Genomic DNA, 17,587 nt, shown 5'->3' on the forward strand with positions numbered 1-17,587 from the left:
TGGAGTCCTCGCATGCTCACTTCCAGGCGGCGCTTCGCGCTGCTCTCCTCCACGCTCGCCGGCACGGTGGCCGGCGCCGGCGTCCTCGCCGCCGTGGTCGCCACCGCCGCGTCCGCCGCCGCGGGCTGCCGGGTCGACTACGCCGTCACCAACCAGTGGCAAGGCGGCTTCGGCGCCAGCGTGACCATCACCAACCTCGGCGACCCGATCGACCGCTGGTCGCTGGTCTGGTCGTACACCGCCGGCCAGGCCGTCACCCAGGCATGGAACGCCACGGTCACCCAGAGCGGCGCCCAGGTCACCGCCGTCGACGCCGGCTACAACGGTGCGATCCCGACAAATGGCACCGCGTCGTTCGGTTTCAACGGCTCGTGGAACAACAGCTCCAATCCGGTACCCGCGTCGTTTGTCCTCAATGGAACAAGCTGCACCGGCGCGGTGGGCACGCCCACGACGGGCGCCCCGCCACCCACGACCACCGCGCCTCCGCCGCCGACCACCACGCCGCCGCCTCCGGCGGGGAATGCCAAGCAGATGGAGGACCTCAACCGCGGCCTCGTCAGCGTGCGCTCGGGGTCGGCCAACCTCGTGTCGTGGCGGCTGCTCGGCACCGAGGCGGCGAGCACCGGGTTCAACGTGTACCGGGGCGGCACAAAGGTGACCGCCACCCCGATCACCAACTCGACGAACTACCTGGACAGCGGCGCGGCGGCGAACGCCTCGTACACCGTGCGGGCGGTCGTGAACGGCACCGAGCAGGCCGCCTCCGAGGCGTCCCTCTCCTTCGCGAACGGGTACCTCGACGTGCCGATCCAGGCACCGGCCAGCGGGTACTCGGCGAACGACGCGTCCGTCGGCGACCTCGACGGCGACGGGCAGTACGAGATCGTGCTCAAGTGGGACCCGGACAACGCCAAGGACAACTCGCAGGCGGGCGTGACCGGCAACGTCTACGTCGACGCGTACCGGCTGGGCGGCTCCCGCCTGTGGCGGATCGACCTCGGCGTCAACATCCGCGCCGGCGCCCACTACACGCAGTTCCAGGTGTACGACTACGACGGTGACGGCGACGCCGAGGTGGCCATGAAGACCGCCGACGGTACCCGCTCCGGCACCGGCCAGGTGATCGGCAGCGGGTCGGCCAGCCACCGCAACTCCGACGGGTACATCCTGAGCGGTCCCGAGTTCCTCACGATGTTCGACGGGCGTACCGGCGCCGCGCTGTCCACTGTGAACTACGAGCCGCCGCGCGGGACCGTCTCGTCGTGGGGCGACTCGTACGGCAACCGCGTGGACCGCTTCCTCGCCGGCACCGCGTACCTGGACGGCCAGCGTCCCTCGCTCGTCATGGCCCGCGGCTACTACACCCGCGCGGTCGTCGTGGCGTGGGACTTCCGCAACGGCAGCCTGGTGCGGCGGTGGACGTACGACTCCGGCAACAGCAACAGCGGCGCCTACGGCCAGGGCAACCACAACCTGTCGATCGCGGACGTCGACAACGACGGCCGCCAGGAGGTCGTGTACGGGTCGGCGACGATCGACGACAACGGCGCGTTCATGTACCGCACCGGGTACGGGCACGGCGACGCGCTGCACGTCGGCGACCTCGTCCCGTCCCGGGCTGGTATCGAGGTCTTCACCGTCCACGAGTCGACCAGCCAGCCGGCGATGGACATCCACGCCGGTAACAACGGGCAGATCGTCTGGGCCGCGCCCTCCTGCGGCTGCGACAACGGCCGAGGGGTGGCCGGCGACGTCTACGCCGGCAACGCGGGCGCGGAGGTGTGGTCATCCGGCGTGGACGGGCTGCGCAGCACCAGCGGCGCCAACGTCGGGCGCAAGCCGTCCTCGGCGAACTTCCTGATCTGGTGGGACGCCGACCCGGTCCGCGAGCTGCTCGACCAGACCCGGATCGACAAGTACGGCACGTCGGCCGACACCCGGCTGCTCACCGCCTCGGGCGTGGCGTCGAACAACGGCACCAAGGCCACCCCGGCGCTCTCCGGCGACATCCTGGGCGACTGGCGGGAGGAGGTGATCTGGCGTACCTCCGACAACACCGCGCTGCGGATCTACGCCACCCCGACCGTCACCGACCGGCGGATCCACACGCTGATGCACGACGCGCAGTACCGGGTCGCGATCGCGTGGCAGAACACCGCGTACAACCAGCCGCCGCACCCGAGCTTCTTCATCGGGAACGGGATGGCCACGCCACCGCAGCCGAACGTCTACCTGCGGTAAACCGGGCATACAAAGTGCCGGCGGGGATGGGCACCTATCCCCGCCGGCACTGGCGGTGCTTTACGCACCGTGTTCGCGTATCGCCGGCCCCACGATTCCGGCGGCCCCGCGCCCACGTGTTCAAGAGTAGGGCCGTCCCTGGTGCGGGCCGGTGACGTATCGATGACGTTGTTGTTTCGGTGACGACCATCGTTGTCAAGGGCCGTCAGCTCTCGGTGATCGCCTTCTTCGCCAGCTCGAACGAGCGGATGCGGTCCTCCACGTCGTAGACCAGCGCGGTCAGCATCAGCTCATCGGCGTGCGTCTTTTCCTGGAGGTCCTCGAGCGCCCGGCGGACGGTCTCCGGCGACCCGATCGCCTGCCCCTCCCACCGCTCGGCCATGAATTCCCGCTCGATTTCGGTGTACGGGTACGCGGCCGCTTCCTCCGGCGTGGCGAGTGCCTGCGGGCGCCCCTGCCGCAGCCGCAGGAAGGAGAGCGCGCTCGGCCGGGCCAGCCACTGCGCCCGCTCGTCGGTGTCTGCACAGACGGTGGCGACCGCGACCATCGCGTACGGCTTGTCCAGCCAGCGCGAGGGGCGGAAGCTCTGCCGGTACAGGGCGAGGGCGGGGAGCGTGTTCGCGGCGCTGAAGTGGTGCGCGAACGAGAAGGGCAGCCCCAGCATCCCGGCCAGCTGCGCGCTGAACCCGCTCGACCCGAGCAGCCACACCACCGGGCTCTCGCCCAGGCCCGGCGTGGCCACGATCCGCCGCGGCTGCTCGCCGGTGAACATGTTCATCAGCTCGGCCAGCTCCTGCGGGAACTGCTCCGCCGAAAGCCCCTCGACCGTACGGCGCAGCGCCAGCGCGGTCGCCTGGTCGGTACCGGGCGCCCGCCCGATGCCGAGGTCGATCCGGCCGGGGTGGAGCGCGGAGAGCGTGCCGAACTGCTCGGCCACCACCAGCGGCGCGTGGTTGGGCAGCATCACGCCGCCCGAACCGATCCGCATCGTCGAGGTGGCGGCGGCGAGGTGGGCGATCAGCACGGCCGGCGCGGAACTCGCGATCGCCGGCATGTTGTGGTGTTCGGCCACCCAAAACCGCTGGTAGCCCATCCGCTCGACCGCGCGGGCAAGCTCGGTGGTGGCCCGCAGCGCGTCGCCGGAGGATGCGCCGGCGGCGACCGGCGCGACGTCGAGGACGGACAGAGGTACGTCGATCACAAGATCCTGTAACCCCGCCCGCCCCGCGTTTCTTCCAAGAAAAGATGTGAGCTACCGCGACGTCCGCGGTGGTCCAGACCGCCGCTCCCGCGGCCTCACCCTCCGCGTTCGCACAACCACACCCGCCTGCGGGGGTCCGGACCACCGCGGACGTCGCGGTAGCCCTGGTCTGAAGGGGTCTCTAGCTCTTGTAGGTCAGCCGCATCGTGTCGGTGTGGTCGGACCACTTGAGCTGGAGGTGCCAGCAGCCAGCCGTGGGCAGGTCGACGGTCGACGGGCCGGCGCCGCCGGAGATCTCGCGGGTTACGGGGTCGCCCTTGCCGTCGGGCCGCGCTTCGATGACGAGCGGGCTGGCCGGCTGCTGCGGCACCCGGGAGACCCACAGGATCTTGTTGCTGCGGTCGGGCAGGGTCGGCGCGTGCAGCGGGTAGCCGAAGATGATCGCCACGATGTCGCCCTGGTCGCCGAGCACGTGCGGAATCGAGGGTTCCGGGTCGCTGAACCCGGTCCGCGCCCACTCCGGCAGCACCCGGCTCGGCACGTCGGCCCCGCACCCGGGCTGCGCGGCGGCGGCCGGGGCTGCGGTGGCCGGCGCCGCGGGCTCGGCCGGTGCGGCGGCCTTGCCGGACTCGCAGGCCGCCAGCAGCAGGAGGGCGGCGGCGAGCGCCGCGATGCGTCTCATGTCCCGTCTGAGTCGTGCCCCCGGTCGTGGGTTCCCGCCCCGTCCCACGGCAGCGGACCGTCCCCCAGCACCCGGATGAACGCGGTCAGGCCGACGACGAGCGCCTCCCGCTCCGCCGGGGTCATCTCGCCGACCCACCGCACGTACTGGTCGTGGAACGCGCCGCGCATGCCGGCGTGCAGCGCCCGCCCGCGGTCGGTGAGGCGGAGCCGGTAGAGCCGCCGGTTGGTCGGGTCGCGCTCGCGGACCAGCCACCCTTTGCGCTCCATCTCGGACGCCAGCCGGCTGACCGAGCTCTTCTCCAGGCGGAGGCGCTCGGCGAGGTCGCGCTGGGAGAGGGGTGTCTCGGTGTCCAGCTCGTGCAGGGCGAACGCCTGGGACATCGAGATCGGATGGCCGGGGATCGTCTGGTCGGTCTGGAGCAGCCCACCGGTGCGGACGAGATCCATGAACAGCCCGTGCAGCCGCTCCGCCTCGTCCATACCACTCCAATGGTTGCGCCCTACAACTGTCCGAGCGTACCGTGGGCTGATAGTTGCAAGCTGCAACTGTGGGGAACGGGGGCCAACCATGAGCACGCACGGGCACATGCATCGGAACATGCCGCACGTCTTCGAGGGCCGGGGCAGCCGGTTGTACAACTTCGTCTCCCGGCGCGTGCTGCGCCGGATGTACCGGCGGCTGGCCAGGGACATCGCCGCCGCCGCACCCCAGGGCGCCGCGGTGCTCGACGTGGGGACCGGACCGGGGGTGCTGCTCCAGGAGCTGGCCCGCCTCCGCCCCGACCTGCGCCTGACCGGCGTCGACCTCTCCGCCGACATGGTCGCCAACGCCACCCGCAACCTGGCCGCCCACGACAACGCCACCGCGCAGGTCGGCGACGTGACCGCGCTGCCGTTCCCGGACGACTCGTTCGACCTGGTGGTCTCGTCGTTCAGCTCCCACCACTGGGACCACCCCGAGGCCGCGGTGCCCGAGCTGGCGCGGGTTCTCCGCCCGTCGGGGCGCGTCCGGGTGTACGACTTCCGCTTCGCCCCGTTCGACCAGCTCGCGACGACCGCCGGCGAGCGCGGCCTCTTCACCGCCGAGCCGCCCCGCCGCGACCCGGTGCCGACGGGGGTGCCGTTCTTCCGGCGCTGCACGCGGCTGGTGCTAGCCGCCTGACTAAGGTGGCGAGAGTGTTGGAGTCTCTCGCGGACGTCCTCGACCGCTACAAGCCGCGCACCGACGCCGAGGCCGCCGACGTGGCCCGCGTGCGTGACCTGCTCTCCGGTGACCCCTGGTCCAGGGCGACCCCGCTGCACGTCACCGCGTCCGCCGTCATCGTCCACCCGCCCACGCGCCGCGCGCTGCTGCGCTGGCACGCCCGCCAGCAGGCTTGGCTCCAGGTGGGCGGGCACGGCGACCCGGGCGAGACCGACCCGCTGGCGGTCGCGCTCCGCGAGGGTGAAGAGGAGACCGGCCTGGACGACCTCGTCCCGTGGCCCGACAGCCAGCTGGTGCACGTCGTGGTCGTGCCGGTCACCCCGTCCGCGACCGAGCCGGCGCACGAGCACGCCGACCTGCGCTTCGTGCTGGCCACCGGCACCCCGGACGCGGCCCGTCCGGAAAAGCCGGGCGCCGACCTGCGCTGGCTCTCCATCCCGGACGCCCAGCGGCTCGCCGGCCCGGACAACCTCCGCGAGACGCTGGCCCGCGTCGGGGAGCTACTCGCCTGACCAGCCGAAGGCCGCGGCCGCATTCGCGGTGGCGGCCTTCGCGGCGACGCTCGCGCCGGCGAGCGCCGGGCAGCCGTTGAGGGCGCCGGCCGGGTCGTCGGTGCCCATCGGGAAGGGCCAGTCGCTGCCCAGCAGGATCCGGTCGGCGCCGAAGAGCTCCACCAGGGCCCGGGCCATCATGGCGTCGTGGGTGAGGCCGTCGACCCAGAAGCGGCGCAGCGCGTCGCGGACGGCCAGCTCCTGCTCGGGTACGCCGGGCCGCGCGGTCTCCACGCCGCGGGCCCACCGGCCGGCCAGTGCGGGCACGACGCCGCCGCCGTGCACCAGGACCACCTTGAGGGCGGGGTGGCGGGCCAGGACGTTGCCGAAGACGAGCTGGGCGGCGGCCACTGCGGTCTCGACCGGGTTGCCCAGCAGGTTGTGCAGGTAGAAGTCGGCCAGGCGGTAGTCGGGCGACTGGGCCGGGTGCAGCATCAGCGCTCGGCCGTCCGCGTCGAGCGCCTGCCACAGCGGCTCGTAGCCCGGGTCGGCGAGGGACGGGCAGCGCCCGCCGGCGCCGGCCACCACGCCCACCCACTCGCCGTCGCCGATCGTCCGGTACACGCGCAGCGCCGCCGCGGGGTCGTGCAGTGGCAGGTAGGCCAGGGCGCGCAGGCGGGTGTGTCCCTTGATGCGGGAGGCGAGGCCGGTGTTGACCGCGGCGGCCCACTCCACGCCGTCGGCGCCCGTCAGGTCCTGGCGGTAGTACGGCGGGGGATCGAGACGATCGCGCCGGCCAGGCCGGCGGCGTCCAGGTGCGACTCCAGGCGGTCGGGATGGGCGAGGGCCGGCGGACCGTCCACCGTGTACACACGGTCGAGTGCCGGCGCCAGGTGCGTGTGGACGTCCACCCCACTGCCGGTCAAGCCCCACCCCCGAGCACGGCGATCGCATTGATCTCGATCAGGTAGTCGTCGTGTACGAACCTCGACACCTCGACCATTGTGGATGCTGGTGGCTCGCCCGTGAAGTACTGCCGTCGCACCTCGTGAATCGCGGCGAAATCGCGGATGTCGCGCACGTACACATCGACCCGGGCGATGTCGTCGAGCGTGCCGCCCGCCGCCTCGACCGCGGCGGCGAGGTTGCGGCACACCTGGTGGGTCTGCTCGGTGATGTCGCCGACGCCCGCGACCGTACCGTCCGCCCGGCGCGAGGTCATGCCGGAGATGAACACCATCCGGCCCGGCTCGGCCACCGTGGCCTGCGAGAAGTGGCCGTTGGGCGCGGCCAGGCCGGGCGCGACGAGCGGCTCCTTGGGCATGTCAGCGAGCGTCTTCTTCGCTCGTGTACCAGTCGGGCTGGGTCGGGTAGTGCGGCCCGTCGTAGACCTCGAGCAGCACCGACTCCTCCTCGGCCCGGGTCGGCCCGTGCACGCTCCCCTTCGGGTTCCAGTAGAACGAGCCGGGGGTGAGCGTGATGCCGGTGGGCTCGTACGTGTACCGGCCGCGCAGGCAGAACATGAACTGGTTGGAGGCGTGCGCGTGGGCGGACGGGATGCCCGCGCCCTTCTCGAAGCGGACCAGCGCGATCGAGGCGCCGCTCTCGTCGTCGCGCCACAGCATCTTGTGCGAGAGTCCCGCGAGCGTCTTGTCCACCCAGGACAGGTCGTCGGTCTGCACCATGATCTCGCGGAACCGGCGCAGCGCCCCGCCCTCGTCGCCGGCCACGGCCCGGTCCGGCAGCTCGCCCGAGTAGGCGGCGGGTTCGGAGAGGTTCACCTCGGCAGTCCTTCCGGTAAAGGAACGTCCAGGTCCGCCGCGAGGGCGCGCAGCCGGGCCAGCACACCCTGGTCCACCTCTACACCCCGCCGGGCGGCGTCGCGCAGCCGCTCGCCCGAGCGCTGTCCGGGCAGGAGCACCCGGTCCACGCCCGGCGCGTACGGCGGCGCGGTCACCGAGGCTTCCAGATCGGCCAGGCGGCTGGCAAACCCGTCCAGGTCGCCGAACGCCGCCACGTCCAGCGCGAGGAAGAAGTGCCCGCACTCGTTGGGTACGGCCGTGTCCGCGTACAGCCCGTTGACCCGCTCGCCGTAGCCGCCGCCGGCCAGCACGCCGGCGAGCACGTCGACCATGAGCGCCAGCCCGAACCCCTTGTGCCCGGCGGCCGGCAGCAGCATCCCGGCGAGCGCGGCGGCGGGGTCGGTGGTGGGGAGTCCCTCGGCGTCGGTGGCCCAGCCGTCCGGGATGCCGTTCCCGTTGCCGGCGGCGAGGCGGATGCGGCCGATGTTCACGGCGGAGAGGGCGATGTCGAGCACCAGCGGCTCCGGCCCGTCCGGGTCCGCGGTGTGCTCCTCGGATTGGGCGGCGCGCGGGCCGGGGACACCGATGGCGATCGGGTTGTTGCCGACCACTGGGTGGCCGCCGCCGGGCGCCGGCATCATCGGGCGGGTGTTGGCGGAGGCGATGCCGATGAAGCCTTCCCGTGCGGCGGCCCGCGCGTACCGGCCGGCGGCGCCGAAGTGGAACGCGTGCCGCACGGCGACCGCGCCGACCCCGTACTCACGGGCCTTGGCGATGGCGACCGCCATGGCCTGGTCGGCGGTGAGCACGCCGAGCGCGTGGCCGGCGTCGAGGACCGCGATGCCGCCGGCGTCGACCAGCACCTTCGGCTCGGTGCGGGTGCTCACCGAGCCCTGGCGGAGGCGCTCGACGTAGACCGGGACGAGGTGGCTGCCGTGTGAGGGGAGGCCGCGCAGGTCGGCCTCGACCAGGGCCTCGGCGACGGTGGCGGCGGCGTCCGCGGGCACGCCGGCGGCCTCGAAAAGTCTCGCCACCAGGGCGGACAGCGCCTCGGCGGGTACGAGGTCGGTCACGTCCTTCCCTCCATTGGGCGCTGGGCACGCTCGGCCGGTGGCTGGGTTCGCCGAGTAGTTCTATCAAATATCTGTTCTGCCGCGCCGGTCGGGCCCCCGGAGTGTGCTCATCGAGCAGATAGGGAGAAGCCAGTTTGACGGACCCCCGTGGTGAGGTAGGGGATGTGATCACGACGTCCACGGGTGTCCGCCGCACCTACTACGCCCTTGAGCTGGGCAATACGCTCGCCGCGTCGCTTATCTGGGGGATCAACACGATCTTCCTGCTTGACGCTGGTCTGTCGAACTTGGAGGCGTTCGCCGCCAATGCCTTCTTCACGGCTGGGATGGTGCTCTTCGAGGTGCCGACGGGTGTCGTCGCCGACCTGTGGGGGCGGCGCGCCTCGTTCCTGCTCGGCACGGTGACGCTGGCCGTCAGCACCGCGCTGTACGTGCTGCTGTGGCGGATCGAGGCGCCGTTCTGGCAGTGGGCGGTGGTGTCGCTGCTGATCGGCCTCGGCTTCACGTTCTTCTCCGGCGCGGTCGAGGCGTGGCTTGTCGACGCGCTCACCGCCACCGGATACGAGGGCCAGCTGGAGTCGGTCTTCGCCCGCGGCCAGGCGATCAGCGGTGCCGGCATGCTCGTCGGCTCGGTCGCCGGCGGCTACATCGCCCAGCTCGTCGACCTCGGCGCGCCGTTCGTGCTCCGGGCGGCGATCCTCGGGCTGATGTTCGTGGTGGCGGCGCTGCTCATGCGGGACATCGGCTTCACCCCGCGACGCGACGCCCGGCCGCTCGCCGAGATCCGCGAGATCGTGTCCAGCTCCGTCGAGTACGGCTGGCGCGTCCCCGCGGTGAAGTACCTGATGCTCGCGGCCCCGTTCAGCGGCGGCGTGGGTGTCTACGTCTTCTACGCGCTCCAGCCGCACCTGCTCGACCTGTACGGCGACCCGGGGGCGTACGGCGTCGCCGGCCTCGCCGCGGCGCTCGTGGCCGCCGCGCAGATCGTCGGCGGCCTGATCACGCCCAGCATCCGCCGCCTCTTCCACCGCCGCACCTCCGCCCTGATCGCGGTCGAGGCGGCCGGTACGGCGGTGATCCTGCTGCTCGGCCTGCTCGCGAGCTTCTGGGTCGCGCTCGTGCTGGTCGCCATCTGGGGCCTGCTCTTCGCCGCGGCGATGCCGATCCGGCAGGCGTACCTGAACGGGCTCATCCCGTCACAGCAGCGCGCCACGATCCTGTCGTTCGACTCGCTGATGTCGAACTCGGGCGGGATCGTGACGCAGCCGCTGCTGGGCCGGGCGGCGGACGTGTGGGGCTACCCGGCCTCGTTCGCGATCTCGTCGGTCGTGCAGGTGGCGGCGCTGCCCTTCGTGGCCCGCGCCCGGGCCGAGCGCGCGCCCGCCGACACGGACCTCGCCGCTACCCCGACTCCTTGAGGCGGTCGCGGGCGTCGCGCTCGACAAGGTTCGGCACGAAGTCCCGCACCGGGGCGTCCGCGTACTGCTCGCGCGCATCCTCGACGGCCTGCTCCACTTCGGTGGCCGGGTGGTCGTCGAAGTCGCTCGTGAGGGCCTGCTTCAGGTGGTCCACGGCGAACTGCTCGCGCAGCTCCTCGTCGATCAGGGGGCGGTCCTGCTCGCTCGTCATGCCCCCTGCTGTACCCAACCCGGACGGATTTCAAGTCGACTTTCGTAGGACGAGGGGTGAGCTTGCCCAACCGCGGAGGGCGAGGCCGCGGGAGCGACGGTCCGGACCACCGCGGACATCGCGGTAGCCCAACTTCCTTGAATTTGGATCTTTATCCGCGACGTGACACCGAGGCCACCCTGACTCCAAAAGCTCTCTGGACAGTCGACCGAAGACCTCCCGACCCCACCCGGTACCGTTGCGCAACGCAACCCGACACCCGACCGGCGGAAGCGCATGCGCAGCAAGACCGAGCTCCAGGAGGCGATCCGCCGCGACCGGCGTACCGTCCTCGTCGTCAACACGCACTCGCGGCGCGGTCGGCGGCTCTACGAGACGGTGCGCGCCCGGCTGGCGGCGGACGGATTCCACCTCCTCGAGACGTTTCCGATCGAGCGCCCCGACCAGCTGCCGGGGGTACTCGAGGCGGCGATCGCGCTGGGGCCCGACCTCCTCGTGGCCGGCGGCGGCGACGGCACGGTCAGCGAGGCGGCGCGGCACCTGGCGCACCGGGACATCGCGCTCGGCGTGCTGCCGCTCGGCACCACGAACAACTTCGCCCGCTCGCTCGCCGTCCCGCCCAACCCGGTCGGCGCGCTCGGCGTGCTCACCGGCGGCAAGGTGGCCGACGTCGACCTGGGGCAGGCCGGCGAGACGATCTTCGCGAACCACGCGAACGTCGGCCTCTCCGCCCAGGTGGGCCTGCGCGTGCCGGCCCGGCTGAAGCGGCACATCGGCAAGTCCGCGTACCCGTTGACGGCGGTCGCGCGGCTGGCGTGGCACCGGCCCTTCCGAGCCCGGATCACCTCGGCCGGCGGCGAGCTCGAGGTGGTCACCCACCAGCTGAACGTCGTCAACGGCCGCTTCCAGGCCGGGCAGCCGATCACCCGTGACGCCACTGTGGACGATCGCCTCCTGCACGTCTACCCGCTCGGCGGCCAGCGGCGGCGGCAGCTGCTCTCGGCGAGCCTGCGGCAGGCGCTCGCGGGGCGCCGCCGCCCCACCGCGCCACCGTTTCTGGCCACGGACGACCTGCTCGTGGAGACGGACCCGCCGCTGCCGCTGGACGTCGACGGCGAGGTGCACGGCCGCACCCCGGTCCGCATCCGCCTGCTGCCCAACGCGCTCCGCGTGCTCGCCGATCCGTCCTTCGTGGACAGCTGACGCCGGCGGTCAGCTAGAGACCCATTAGAGTCAGGGTCACAGTCGATTTCTTGAGTTGGGTATTTCCCCGGTCCGCGTCAGCGGCAGACCGTATGCGCGGGGTACCCGGGGAAACGTGGAGCGCAGCGGAGCGTTTTCTTGGGGTGCTTTCCCGCGGGCACCGCCCAGGTCGGCGGCTCGCTAGCGCTCCCCGACCCCCGATCTGCGCTGCCAGGTCCGCTGTCCAAGCCCAACCCCGCGTCGACCCGGGATCGCTGTCGGGCGAGGGTAAGAGGTGGGTGCGCAGCGGTCGGGTTGGTGCACGCGGCAGACGGCGTCCGCCGTAGCGCCGATCAAGGCAACGCGAGCGCCCCTTTGGGCGCGGGTCTGTCATGGATGGACCCCCGCCCAACCGCCGCGCTAGCTGGGCATTCTCCGAGGCCGCGGAGAGTGCCAGGTCCGGCCGGGTCCTTGAGGGCGTAGGGATTTCCTGCCGCCGTGGGGCGGCCCAGGGTGGGCCCGACCTTCATGATCGGCCTAAGCCGAGTGGCGTTGGTGTCCAGACCGTCGCTCCCGCAACCCCCACCCCTCCGCGCTTGACAACCCAGCACAACCCCAAGGTTTGTGAACGTTTCCTGCTGCTGGGGCAGCGGAAACCGTTCACAAAGGCAGAGGGGCCGCGCGGCTTTCTGGATCTAGTCGACTTTTTGTCGTCCTGGCGGCAGAAAGTCGACTAGATCCAGAGCTCTGCGGGGATGCCCGCGACGCGGGCGGCCGAAAATCGGGCCTGGATCGCCGGGTGCTGACACGCCGGGGCGACCACGCAGCGGCCCGGTCTGGCCAGGGGCCGGGTGAGTGGGCACCGCCGGGACCATCGGCGGGGCGCCCGCCCCCGGTCGGGGCGGGCACATCGGTGCGCCCAGCTCCAGAAGCCCGCCGACTGGCGGCCCGCCGCCGGTCGACCGGGCGCCCGCAGGCGGGGTGGGGTTGTGTGACGCGGAGGGTGAGGCCGCGGGAGCAGCGGTCTGGACCACGACGGGCGTCGCGGTAGCTCAATGTCCTTTGATTTGGATCTTTAGCCGCGACATGACGCCAAGGCCACCCCAACTCCCAAAGCTCTCTAGTTAGGCCCTAGCTCGGCGATGTGCCGCTGGATCAGCTCCTGGTCGGCGCCGGCCTCGATGAGCAGGTCGACGGCGACTATCGCGTACCAGTTGTCGGCCATCGCGTGTGCGGCCGCGGCCTCCGCCAGCAGGTCGGGATCGGACGAGGCGGTGGCCAGCTCGGCCAGGGCGTCCGCGCGGGTCAGGCCCGGCCGGTAGCCGCCGGCGTGATCGTCGGCGATGCGGTGCAGCCGGTCGACGGTGGCCTGCCGATTCTGGGTACGGGTATCGGGCACCCACTCACCCTATCGCACACGTGTTCGAATAACCGTCCCGACTCACCCGGGCAGCTCGGCCACCCGGCGGCGGAGGTGGGCCAGCTGCGGCTCGTTCAGGCCGAGCGTGATCGCCCGTTCGTACGCCGCCTTCGCCGCGTCCGGCCGGCCGTCGCGGCGCAGCAGCTCGGCGCGGGTGGCGTGCCACCACGGGTACCCGTCGAGCCCGCCGATGCCGTCGACGAGCGCGAGCCCGGCCGCCGGGCCGTCCCGCTCGGCCACCGCCACCGCGCGGTTGAGCCGCACGACCGGGCTGTCGCGCATGGTGAGCAGCACGTCGTACCAGGAGATGACGGCGTCCCAGTTGGTCTCGGCGTAGCTGGGCGCGAGCGCGTGGCAGGCGGCGATGGCGGCCTGCACCACGTACCCGTCGGGCCGGTCAGGGGTGCGGCGCAGCGCCCGGCCGACGAGCTCGACCCCCTCCTTGATCGCCCCCTGGTCCCACCGCGTGCGGTCCTGGTCGGCGAGCAGCACCTGGCCGCCCGCGCCGTCGAGGCGGGCGCCGCGGCGAGCGTCGTGCAGTAACAGCAGCGCGAGCAGCCCCAGCGCGGTCGGCTCGTCGGGCATCAGCTCGGCCAGCAGGCGGGCCAGGCGGACCGCCTCGGCGGTGAGCGCGACCCGCACGAGGTCGGCGCCGGCGCCGGCCGCGTACCCCTCGTTGAAGATGAGGTAGATCGTGGCGGCGACGCCGGTCAGCCGCGCGGGGAGCTGCTCCGCCGGCGGCACCCGGTAGGGGATGCCAGCCTGCGCGATCTTTTGCTTGGCGCGGGTGAGGCGCTTGGCCATCGTCGCCTCGGGCACGAGGAGGCCGCGCGCGACCTCCGCGGTGGACAACCCGCCGAGGGTACGGAGCGCGAGCGCGACCTGAGCCTCCAGCGAGAGCGCCGGGTGACAGCAGGTGAACACGAGCCGCAGCAGGTCGTCGCGCACCACCTCGGGCGGCTCGGGCTCGGCGCCAGCGAACATTGTCGCCTCGGCCTCCTTACCAGCGCGCCGCGCCTCCCGCCGGATGATGTCGACCGCCCGGCGCCGGGCGGTGAGTAGCAGCCAGGCGCGCGGATTCTCCGGCACGCCGTCGCGCGGCCACGTCTCGAGTGCCCGCACGACGGCGTCCTGTGCCGCGTCCTCGGCGAGGTCGATGCTGCCGGTGACGCGGGCGAGGGTGGCGAGGACGCGGGTGCCCTCCTCACGAACCAGCCGCGTGAGCGCGTCGTCCGCCACCATCGCCCGCCGCGCTCCCTAGGCGCCGAACTCGAGCACCGGACGCACCTCGACGGCGCCGTCCCAGGCCGCCGGGATCTTCGCCGCTACCGCCACGGCCTCGTCGAGGTCGGCGCACTCCATGACGTAGAAGCCGGTCAGGGCCTCCTTCGTCTCCGCGTACGGCCCGTCGGTGGTGACCACGTCGCCACCCTTGCCGCCGGTCACCCGGACGGTGGTAGCGCTGGACGTCGGGTACAGCACCTGGCCGCCGCGCAGCACCGCCGCGGCCGCCTCGCCGAACTCGGCGTAGTCATTCGTCGCCTCGGCGAACTCGGGCTGGCTCCAGTCGACGTCCGCGGAGTAGATGAGTGCGACATATTTCGGCATTGCTCGCTCCTACAGCTCTGTGCCGGCACTGCTCGCCGGCTTCCACTCTAGGGACGAACAGCCCCGCCGGGTTCTGGACAACCATCCGCGATCTTTTTCAGACCGTCTGGCCGAGGTCTGAGCGCCTCCACCAGGGCGCGCAGGGCGGGCTGGCCTGCGGCGGACTCGCGCACCGCGGCGTAGATGGCGCGCGACGGCTCCGGGCGGCGCAGGCGGCGGGCGACCACCGACGGGTGGCGGTTGCCCAGCCCGGTCTCCGGCATGACCGCGACCCCCAGCCCGGCCGCGACGAAGCCCTGCGCGGTGGCGTAGTCGTCGCTCTCCACCGCGACGCTCGGCGTGAACCCGGCCGCCGCGCACGCGTCGCGCACGATCTCGCGGCACGGGCCGGCCGGGCCCTCGCAGTCGACCCACGGCTCGGCGGCGAGGTCGGCCAGGTCGAGGACGCGCTTGGCGGCGAGCGGGTGACCCTTGGGGAGCACCGCGCGGTACGGGTCATCGAGCAGGTGCGTGAGGTGGACGCCCGGGCGCGGCACGGCGCGCACCACTATCGCGAGGTCGGCCTCGGCGCGCTCCACCTCGGGTAGCGGGTCGTCGGGGTCGGCGAGGCGCAGGTCGACGGTCACGCTCGGGTGCTCGCGGCGGAAGCGGGCCAGCGCGGGCGGCACGAGCGCGGCGCCGGCGGTGGCGAAGTACCGCACGACGAGCCGCCCGGTGCGCCCGGCCCGCAGGTCGGCCAGGGCGGTCTCGGCCTCGGCGACCCGCTCGCTGATCGTGCCCGCGGCCTCGGTCAGCAGCCGCCCGGCCGCCGTCGGGCGCACGCCACGCCCGACCCGCTCCAGCAGCGGCGTGCCGGCCTGCCGCTCCAGCGCCGCGACCTGCTGGCTCACCGCCGAGGGGGTGTAGCCGAGGTTGGCCGCGGCGGCGGTGACCGAGCCACTGGTGACCACGGCGCGGAGCACCTGCATGCGGCGTACGTCGAGCATGTAGTCCAGCTTAACGATGGGTACCGGTACTTTCACTTGTCCTGACAGGTCGGCGGCGGCACGGTGGGGGAGTGGTACGGATCGGCGTGCTCGCCCTCCTCTGGGGCTCGGGCTTCTTGTGGATCAAGGTGGCGCTCAACCATGGGCTGTCGCCGGTACAGATCACCGTCTCGCGGTGCGTGCTCGGCACGGCCGTGCTGATCGGACTGGCCCTGGCGGCCCGGCAACGACTCCCGCGCTCGGTCACCGTCTGGCGGCACCTGGCGGTGGCGGCACTGCTGTGCAACGCGCTGCCGTTCGCCCTCTTCGCGGTCGGCGAGCGTACCGTCGACTCGGGCCTGGCCGGCGTGCTGAACGCCACGACTCCCTTGTGGACACTCCTGATCGGGCTCGCGATCGGCGTCGAACGCTTCGCGGCCGCCCGGATCGCCGGACTGCTGCTCGGCTTCTGCGGCGTGCTGCTCATCTTCGCGCCGTGGCACGCCCACGCCTCCTGGGGTGCCTTCGCGTTGCTGGGGGCGGCGGCCAGCTACGGTGCCGGCTTCGTCTACATGGGACGGTGGCTGACCGGCCGCGGTACAGCACCGATCGCGCTCTCCGCGGCCCAGCTCATCGCCGCGACGGGCTGGAGCCTCGTCGCCCTGCCCGCGGCCGGCCCGGTCCGCGTCGACTCGACAGGCATGGCGGCCGTGGTGGTGCTCGGCGTCTTCTGTACCGGCGTGACGTTCTACCTCAGCTACCGCCTCATCGCCGACGAGGGCCCGACCAGCGCCGCGACGGTCGGCTACCTGCTCCCGGTGGTCTCGGTGGCCCTGGGCGCGGCGGTACTCGACGAGCGCCTGGGCGTACGCGTCCTGGCCGGCATGGCGGTCGTACTGCTAGCGGTCGCCCTCACCCGCCGCACCACCCCCGCTAGGCGGCTCGTCGCGCAGCAACTAGATCATGGTACGGATCGGCCCGTATGGAGCCTGTCGCAGAATCGCCAGATTCGCTTGAAATGAGGGTCTCGTTGACCCTCGCCGGCCGCCGTTCGGCGGCCAGCGGCGGACACAGCCGTGTTTTTCTCGACACACGCTGTAGTCGGGCAATTTTGCGACAGGCTCTATGAGGGCGGATCCGTACCACGATCAGCGGGTCCAGCCGGCCGCACGCAGCGCGGCACCCACCTGAGTCGCTACTTCGTCCGGGTTGTGTCTGATCAGCCATGCGGGGAAGCGCAACAGGATCTCGCCAGCGATGGCGATCTCGTTGTGGTGGCGCATGTCGGCATACCACGAGGGGATCTCCAGATGCTGGGCGCCGTCGATCTCCACGTGGACGCGCCACTGATCAAAGTAGACGTCGCGATATCGCCGCCGCCCTGCCGAGTCGACCCGTGCGACCTGCCGCGACGGCTCCGGCAACCGGTAGCGGCGACACAGGCGGGCGAAGTCCATCTCGGCGATCGACTCGGCACCACCGGCCGCGTCCCCCACCGCCTCGACGATCAGCCGCCGCCGCTTGACGTGCGTCATCCGTTCGAGCACCGGCGCCATGTCAACGGCGGCGACGAGCCGCTGCTGGAAACCGGCGGCGATTATCGCGGCGGCATCACGGTCCGAGCGAGCCCATTGGGCTGCGTCGACCAAGGATCGTGCCGGCATCGTGCACGGTGGTCGGCCCATGCGGTGCTGGTCCTCGATCGGCACGCGCTGGGTGCGGTGCACGACGACGCCAGGCGGAGGCCGCCGATGTTGTCGGCTCGCACCGATCAGCACATGGACTCGGTGGGTCTCCACGCCCCGCATGCCCAGCACAGCCAGGGCGGAAGGGCCGCCCAGCAAGGCCACGCGACCGTCACCCACTGCCAATGCGGCCACCCACCGGCGTTGGAGCACCGTCACCGGTCCGCTGTGCGTTAGATATATGCCTCGGTGGATGGGCTGCCAGCGCCCCGACGTGACGCGGTGCCGGATGGCCTTCTCGGTCAGATGCCGCAACGCTTGGCGCCGGCTGATCACACCGTCTTGAAGGAAGAGCAGGAAGTCGAGATCGGCGGAACCCACCCGCCAATCCTTGCCAAG

At 72.1% G+C, this 17,587-nt stretch carries 19 protein-coding genes; 6 read left to right on the forward strand and 13 right to left on the reverse strand.

The genetic code is table 11. From position 1 onward, the window contains the following. Nucleotides 1-12: 12 nt before the first annotated feature. On the forward strand, nt 13-2,244 hold the full coding sequence (locus Pflav_RS01885) for a rhamnogalacturonan lyase family protein (RefSeq protein ID WP_173033239.1): 2,232 nt from the start codon (nt 13-15) through the stop codon (nt 2,242-2,244). Between the two features lie 205 nt (nt 2,245-2,449). On the opposite strand, the gene Pflav_RS01890 is transcribed toward Pflav_RS01885, so the two are convergent. The 3 genes from Pflav_RS01890 to Pflav_RS01900 form a co-directional block, all read right to left on the reverse strand. Then, the gene (locus tag Pflav_RS01890) at nt 2,450-3,445 is read right to left on the reverse strand and encodes an LLM class flavin-dependent oxidoreductase (protein WP_173033241.1); all 996 of its coding nucleotides are present in this window, start codon (nt 3,443-3,445) and stop codon (nt 2,450-2,452) included. A gap of 181 nt (nt 3,446-3,626) precedes the next feature. Continuing rightward, on the reverse strand, nt 3,627-4,127 hold the full coding sequence (locus tag Pflav_RS01895; RefSeq protein WP_173033243.1) for a hypothetical protein: 501 nt from the start codon (nt 4,125-4,127) through the stop codon (nt 3,627-3,629). Continuing rightward, entirely contained in the window at nt 4,124-4,609 is a 486-nt protein-coding gene (locus Pflav_RS01900; RefSeq protein WP_173033245.1) for a MarR family winged helix-turn-helix transcriptional regulator, read from the reverse strand. Before Pflav_RS01900 ends, Pflav_RS01895 begins: the two co-directional genes overlap by 4 nt. A 106-nt stretch (nt 4,610-4,715) precedes the next feature. Between Pflav_RS01900 and Pflav_RS01905 the strand changes: the two genes are divergently transcribed. Together Pflav_RS01905 and Pflav_RS01910 are read left to right on the forward strand one after the other, a co-directional pair. After that, the gene (locus Pflav_RS01905; protein WP_173033247.1) at nt 4,716-5,291 is read left to right on the forward strand and encodes a class I SAM-dependent methyltransferase; all 576 of its coding nucleotides are present in this window, start codon (nt 4,716-4,718) and stop codon (nt 5,289-5,291) included. Nucleotides 5,292-5,305: 14 nt separating this feature from the next. Then, nucleotides 5,306-5,845: an NUDIX hydrolase gene (locus tag Pflav_RS01910; RefSeq protein WP_232070920.1), complete on the forward strand. Its 540-nt coding sequence runs from the start codon at nt 5,306-5,308 to the stop codon at nt 5,843-5,845. Here Pflav_RS01910 and Pflav_RS01915 read toward each other — a convergent pair. From Pflav_RS01915 to Pflav_RS01930, 4 genes are read right to left on the reverse strand one after another with little or no spacing between them, the layout of a single operon-like run. Next, the gene (locus Pflav_RS01915) at nt 5,834-6,778 is read right to left on the reverse strand and encodes an amidohydrolase family protein (RefSeq protein ID WP_232070921.1); all 945 of its coding nucleotides are present in this window, start codon (nt 6,776-6,778) and stop codon (nt 5,834-5,836) included. The genes Pflav_RS01910 and Pflav_RS01915 overlap by 12 nt on opposite strands. Further along, nucleotides 6,747-7,148 (reverse strand): RidA family protein, encoded by a 402-nt coding sequence (locus tag Pflav_RS01920; RefSeq protein WP_173033253.1) that lies wholly within the window; start codon nt 7,146-7,148, stop codon nt 6,747-6,749. The genes Pflav_RS01915 and Pflav_RS01920 overlap by 32 nt, the downstream gene beginning before the upstream one ends. A 1-nt stretch (nt 7,149) precedes the next feature. Continuing rightward, the gene (locus Pflav_RS01925) at nt 7,150-7,605 is read right to left on the reverse strand and encodes a cupin domain-containing protein (protein WP_197937823.1); all 456 of its coding nucleotides are present in this window, start codon (nt 7,603-7,605) and stop codon (nt 7,150-7,152) included. Next, entirely contained in the window at nt 7,602-8,699 is a 1,098-nt protein-coding gene (locus Pflav_RS01930; protein WP_173033255.1) for an Ldh family oxidoreductase, read from the reverse strand. The genes Pflav_RS01925 and Pflav_RS01930 overlap by 4 nt, the downstream gene beginning before the upstream one ends. Before the next feature lie 164 nt (nt 8,700-8,863). Here Pflav_RS01930 and Pflav_RS01935 point away from each other — a divergent pair, with 164 nt between their 5' ends. Then, on the forward strand, nt 8,864-10,117 hold the full coding sequence (locus Pflav_RS01935) for an MFS transporter (protein ID WP_197937825.1): 1,254 nt from the start codon (nt 8,864-8,866) through the stop codon (nt 10,115-10,117). Here the strand turns inward: Pflav_RS01935 and Pflav_RS01940 are convergent. Next, complete coding sequence (locus Pflav_RS01940) at nt 10,101-10,328, reverse strand: three-helix bundle dimerization domain-containing protein (RefSeq protein WP_173033259.1); 228 nt, start codon at nt 10,326-10,328, stop codon at nt 10,101-10,103. The two genes, Pflav_RS01935 and Pflav_RS01940, sit on opposite strands and share 17 nt — an antisense overlap. A 276-nt stretch (nt 10,329-10,604) precedes the next feature. Here Pflav_RS01940 and Pflav_RS01945 point away from each other — a divergent pair, with 276 nt between their 5' ends. Next, nucleotides 10,605-11,531: a diacylglycerol/lipid kinase family protein gene (locus Pflav_RS01945; RefSeq protein ID WP_173033262.1), complete on the forward strand. Its 927-nt coding sequence runs from the start codon at nt 10,605-10,607 to the stop codon at nt 11,529-11,531. 1,099 nt (nt 11,532-12,630) lie between these two features. On the opposite strand, the gene Pflav_RS01950 is transcribed toward Pflav_RS01945, so the two are convergent. The 4 genes from Pflav_RS01950 to Pflav_RS01965 are packed head-to-tail and all read right to left on the reverse strand — an operon-like array spanning nt 12,631 to nt 15,524. Then, nucleotides 12,631-12,909, reverse strand: coding sequence for a hypothetical protein (locus Pflav_RS01950; protein WP_173033264.1), 279 nt, complete (start codon nt 12,907-12,909; stop codon nt 12,631-12,633). 42 nt (nt 12,910-12,951) lie between these two features. After that, nucleotides 12,952-14,172 carry an RNA polymerase sigma factor gene (locus tag Pflav_RS01955; RefSeq protein WP_173033266.1) on the reverse strand — a complete coding sequence of 407 codons (1,221 nt, stop codon included), beginning with the start codon at nt 14,170-14,172 and terminating at the stop codon, nt 12,952-12,954. 15 nt (nt 14,173-14,187) lie between these two features. After that, a complete protein-coding gene (locus Pflav_RS01960) occupies nt 14,188-14,538 on the reverse strand; it encodes a YciI family protein (RefSeq protein ID WP_173033267.1) in 351 nt (116 codons plus the stop codon). A gap of 47 nt (nt 14,539-14,585) precedes the next feature. After that, nucleotides 14,586-15,524, reverse strand: a complete 939-nt coding sequence (locus Pflav_RS01965; protein ID WP_173033269.1) for a LysR family transcriptional regulator — start codon at nt 15,522-15,524, stop codon at nt 14,586-14,588. Nucleotides 15,525-15,595: 71 nt separating this feature from the next. Between Pflav_RS01965 and Pflav_RS01970 the strand changes: the two genes are divergently transcribed. Continuing rightward, nucleotides 15,596-16,525 carry a DMT family transporter gene (locus Pflav_RS01970; RefSeq protein WP_197937827.1) on the forward strand — a complete coding sequence of 310 codons (930 nt, stop codon included), beginning with the start codon at nt 15,596-15,598 and terminating at the stop codon, nt 16,523-16,525. A 126-nt stretch (nt 16,526-16,651) separates the two neighbouring features. On the opposite strand, the gene Pflav_RS01975 is transcribed toward Pflav_RS01970, so the two are convergent. Next, complete coding sequence (locus Pflav_RS01975) at nt 16,652-17,569, reverse strand: PDDEXK family nuclease (protein ID WP_173033271.1); 918 nt, start codon at nt 17,567-17,569, stop codon at nt 16,652-16,654. Nucleotides 17,570-17,587: the final 18 nt, after the last annotated feature.

The organism is Phytohabitans flavus, from assembly GCF_011764545.1.
GTDB classification, from domain to species: domain Bacteria; phylum Actinomycetota; class Actinomycetes; order Mycobacteriales; family Micromonosporaceae; genus Phytohabitans; species Phytohabitans flavus.

What these genes read in the sequence shown, in the direction of transcription:
- Pflav_RS01885 (WP_173033239.1), top strand. Translation starts at nt 13, where the DNA reads ATGCTCACTTCCAGGCGGCGCTTCGCGCTGCTCTCCTCCACGCTCGCC.
- Pflav_RS01895 (WP_173033243.1), bottom strand. Translation starts at nt 4,127, where the DNA reads ATGAGACGCATCGCGGCGCTCGCCGCCGCCCTCCTGCTGCTGGCGGCC.
- Pflav_RS01900 (WP_173033245.1), bottom strand. Translation starts at nt 4,609, where the DNA reads ATGGACGAGGCGGAGCGGCTGCACGGGCTGTTCATGGATCTCGTCCGC.
- Pflav_RS01905 (WP_173033247.1), top strand. Translation starts at nt 4,716, where the DNA reads ATGCATCGGAACATGCCGCACGTCTTCGAGGGCCGGGGCAGCCGGTTG.
- Pflav_RS01915 (WP_232070921.1), bottom strand. Translation starts at nt 6,778, where the DNA reads ATGCGATCGCCGTGCTCGGGGGTGGGGCTTGACCGGCAGTGGGGTGGA.
- Pflav_RS01920 (WP_173033253.1), bottom strand. Translation starts at nt 7,148, where the DNA reads ATGCCCAAGGAGCCGCTCGTCGCGCCCGGCCTGGCCGCGCCCAACGGC.
- Pflav_RS01940 (WP_173033259.1), bottom strand. Translation starts at nt 10,328, where the DNA reads ATGACGAGCGAGCAGGACCGCCCCCTGATCGACGAGGAGCTGCGCGAG.
- Pflav_RS01945 (WP_173033262.1), top strand. Translation starts at nt 10,605, where the DNA reads ATGCGCAGCAAGACCGAGCTCCAGGAGGCGATCCGCCGCGACCGGCGT.
- Pflav_RS01955 (WP_173033266.1), bottom strand. Translation starts at nt 14,172, where the DNA reads ATGGTGGCGGACGACGCGCTCACGCGGCTGGTTCGTGAGGAGGGCACC.
- Pflav_RS01960 (WP_173033267.1), bottom strand. Translation starts at nt 14,538, where the DNA reads ATGCCGAAATATGTCGCACTCATCTACTCCGCGGACGTCGACTGGAGC.
- Pflav_RS01965 (WP_173033269.1), bottom strand. Translation starts at nt 15,524, where the DNA reads ATGCTCGACGTACGCCGCATGCAGGTGCTCCGCGCCGTGGTCACCAGT.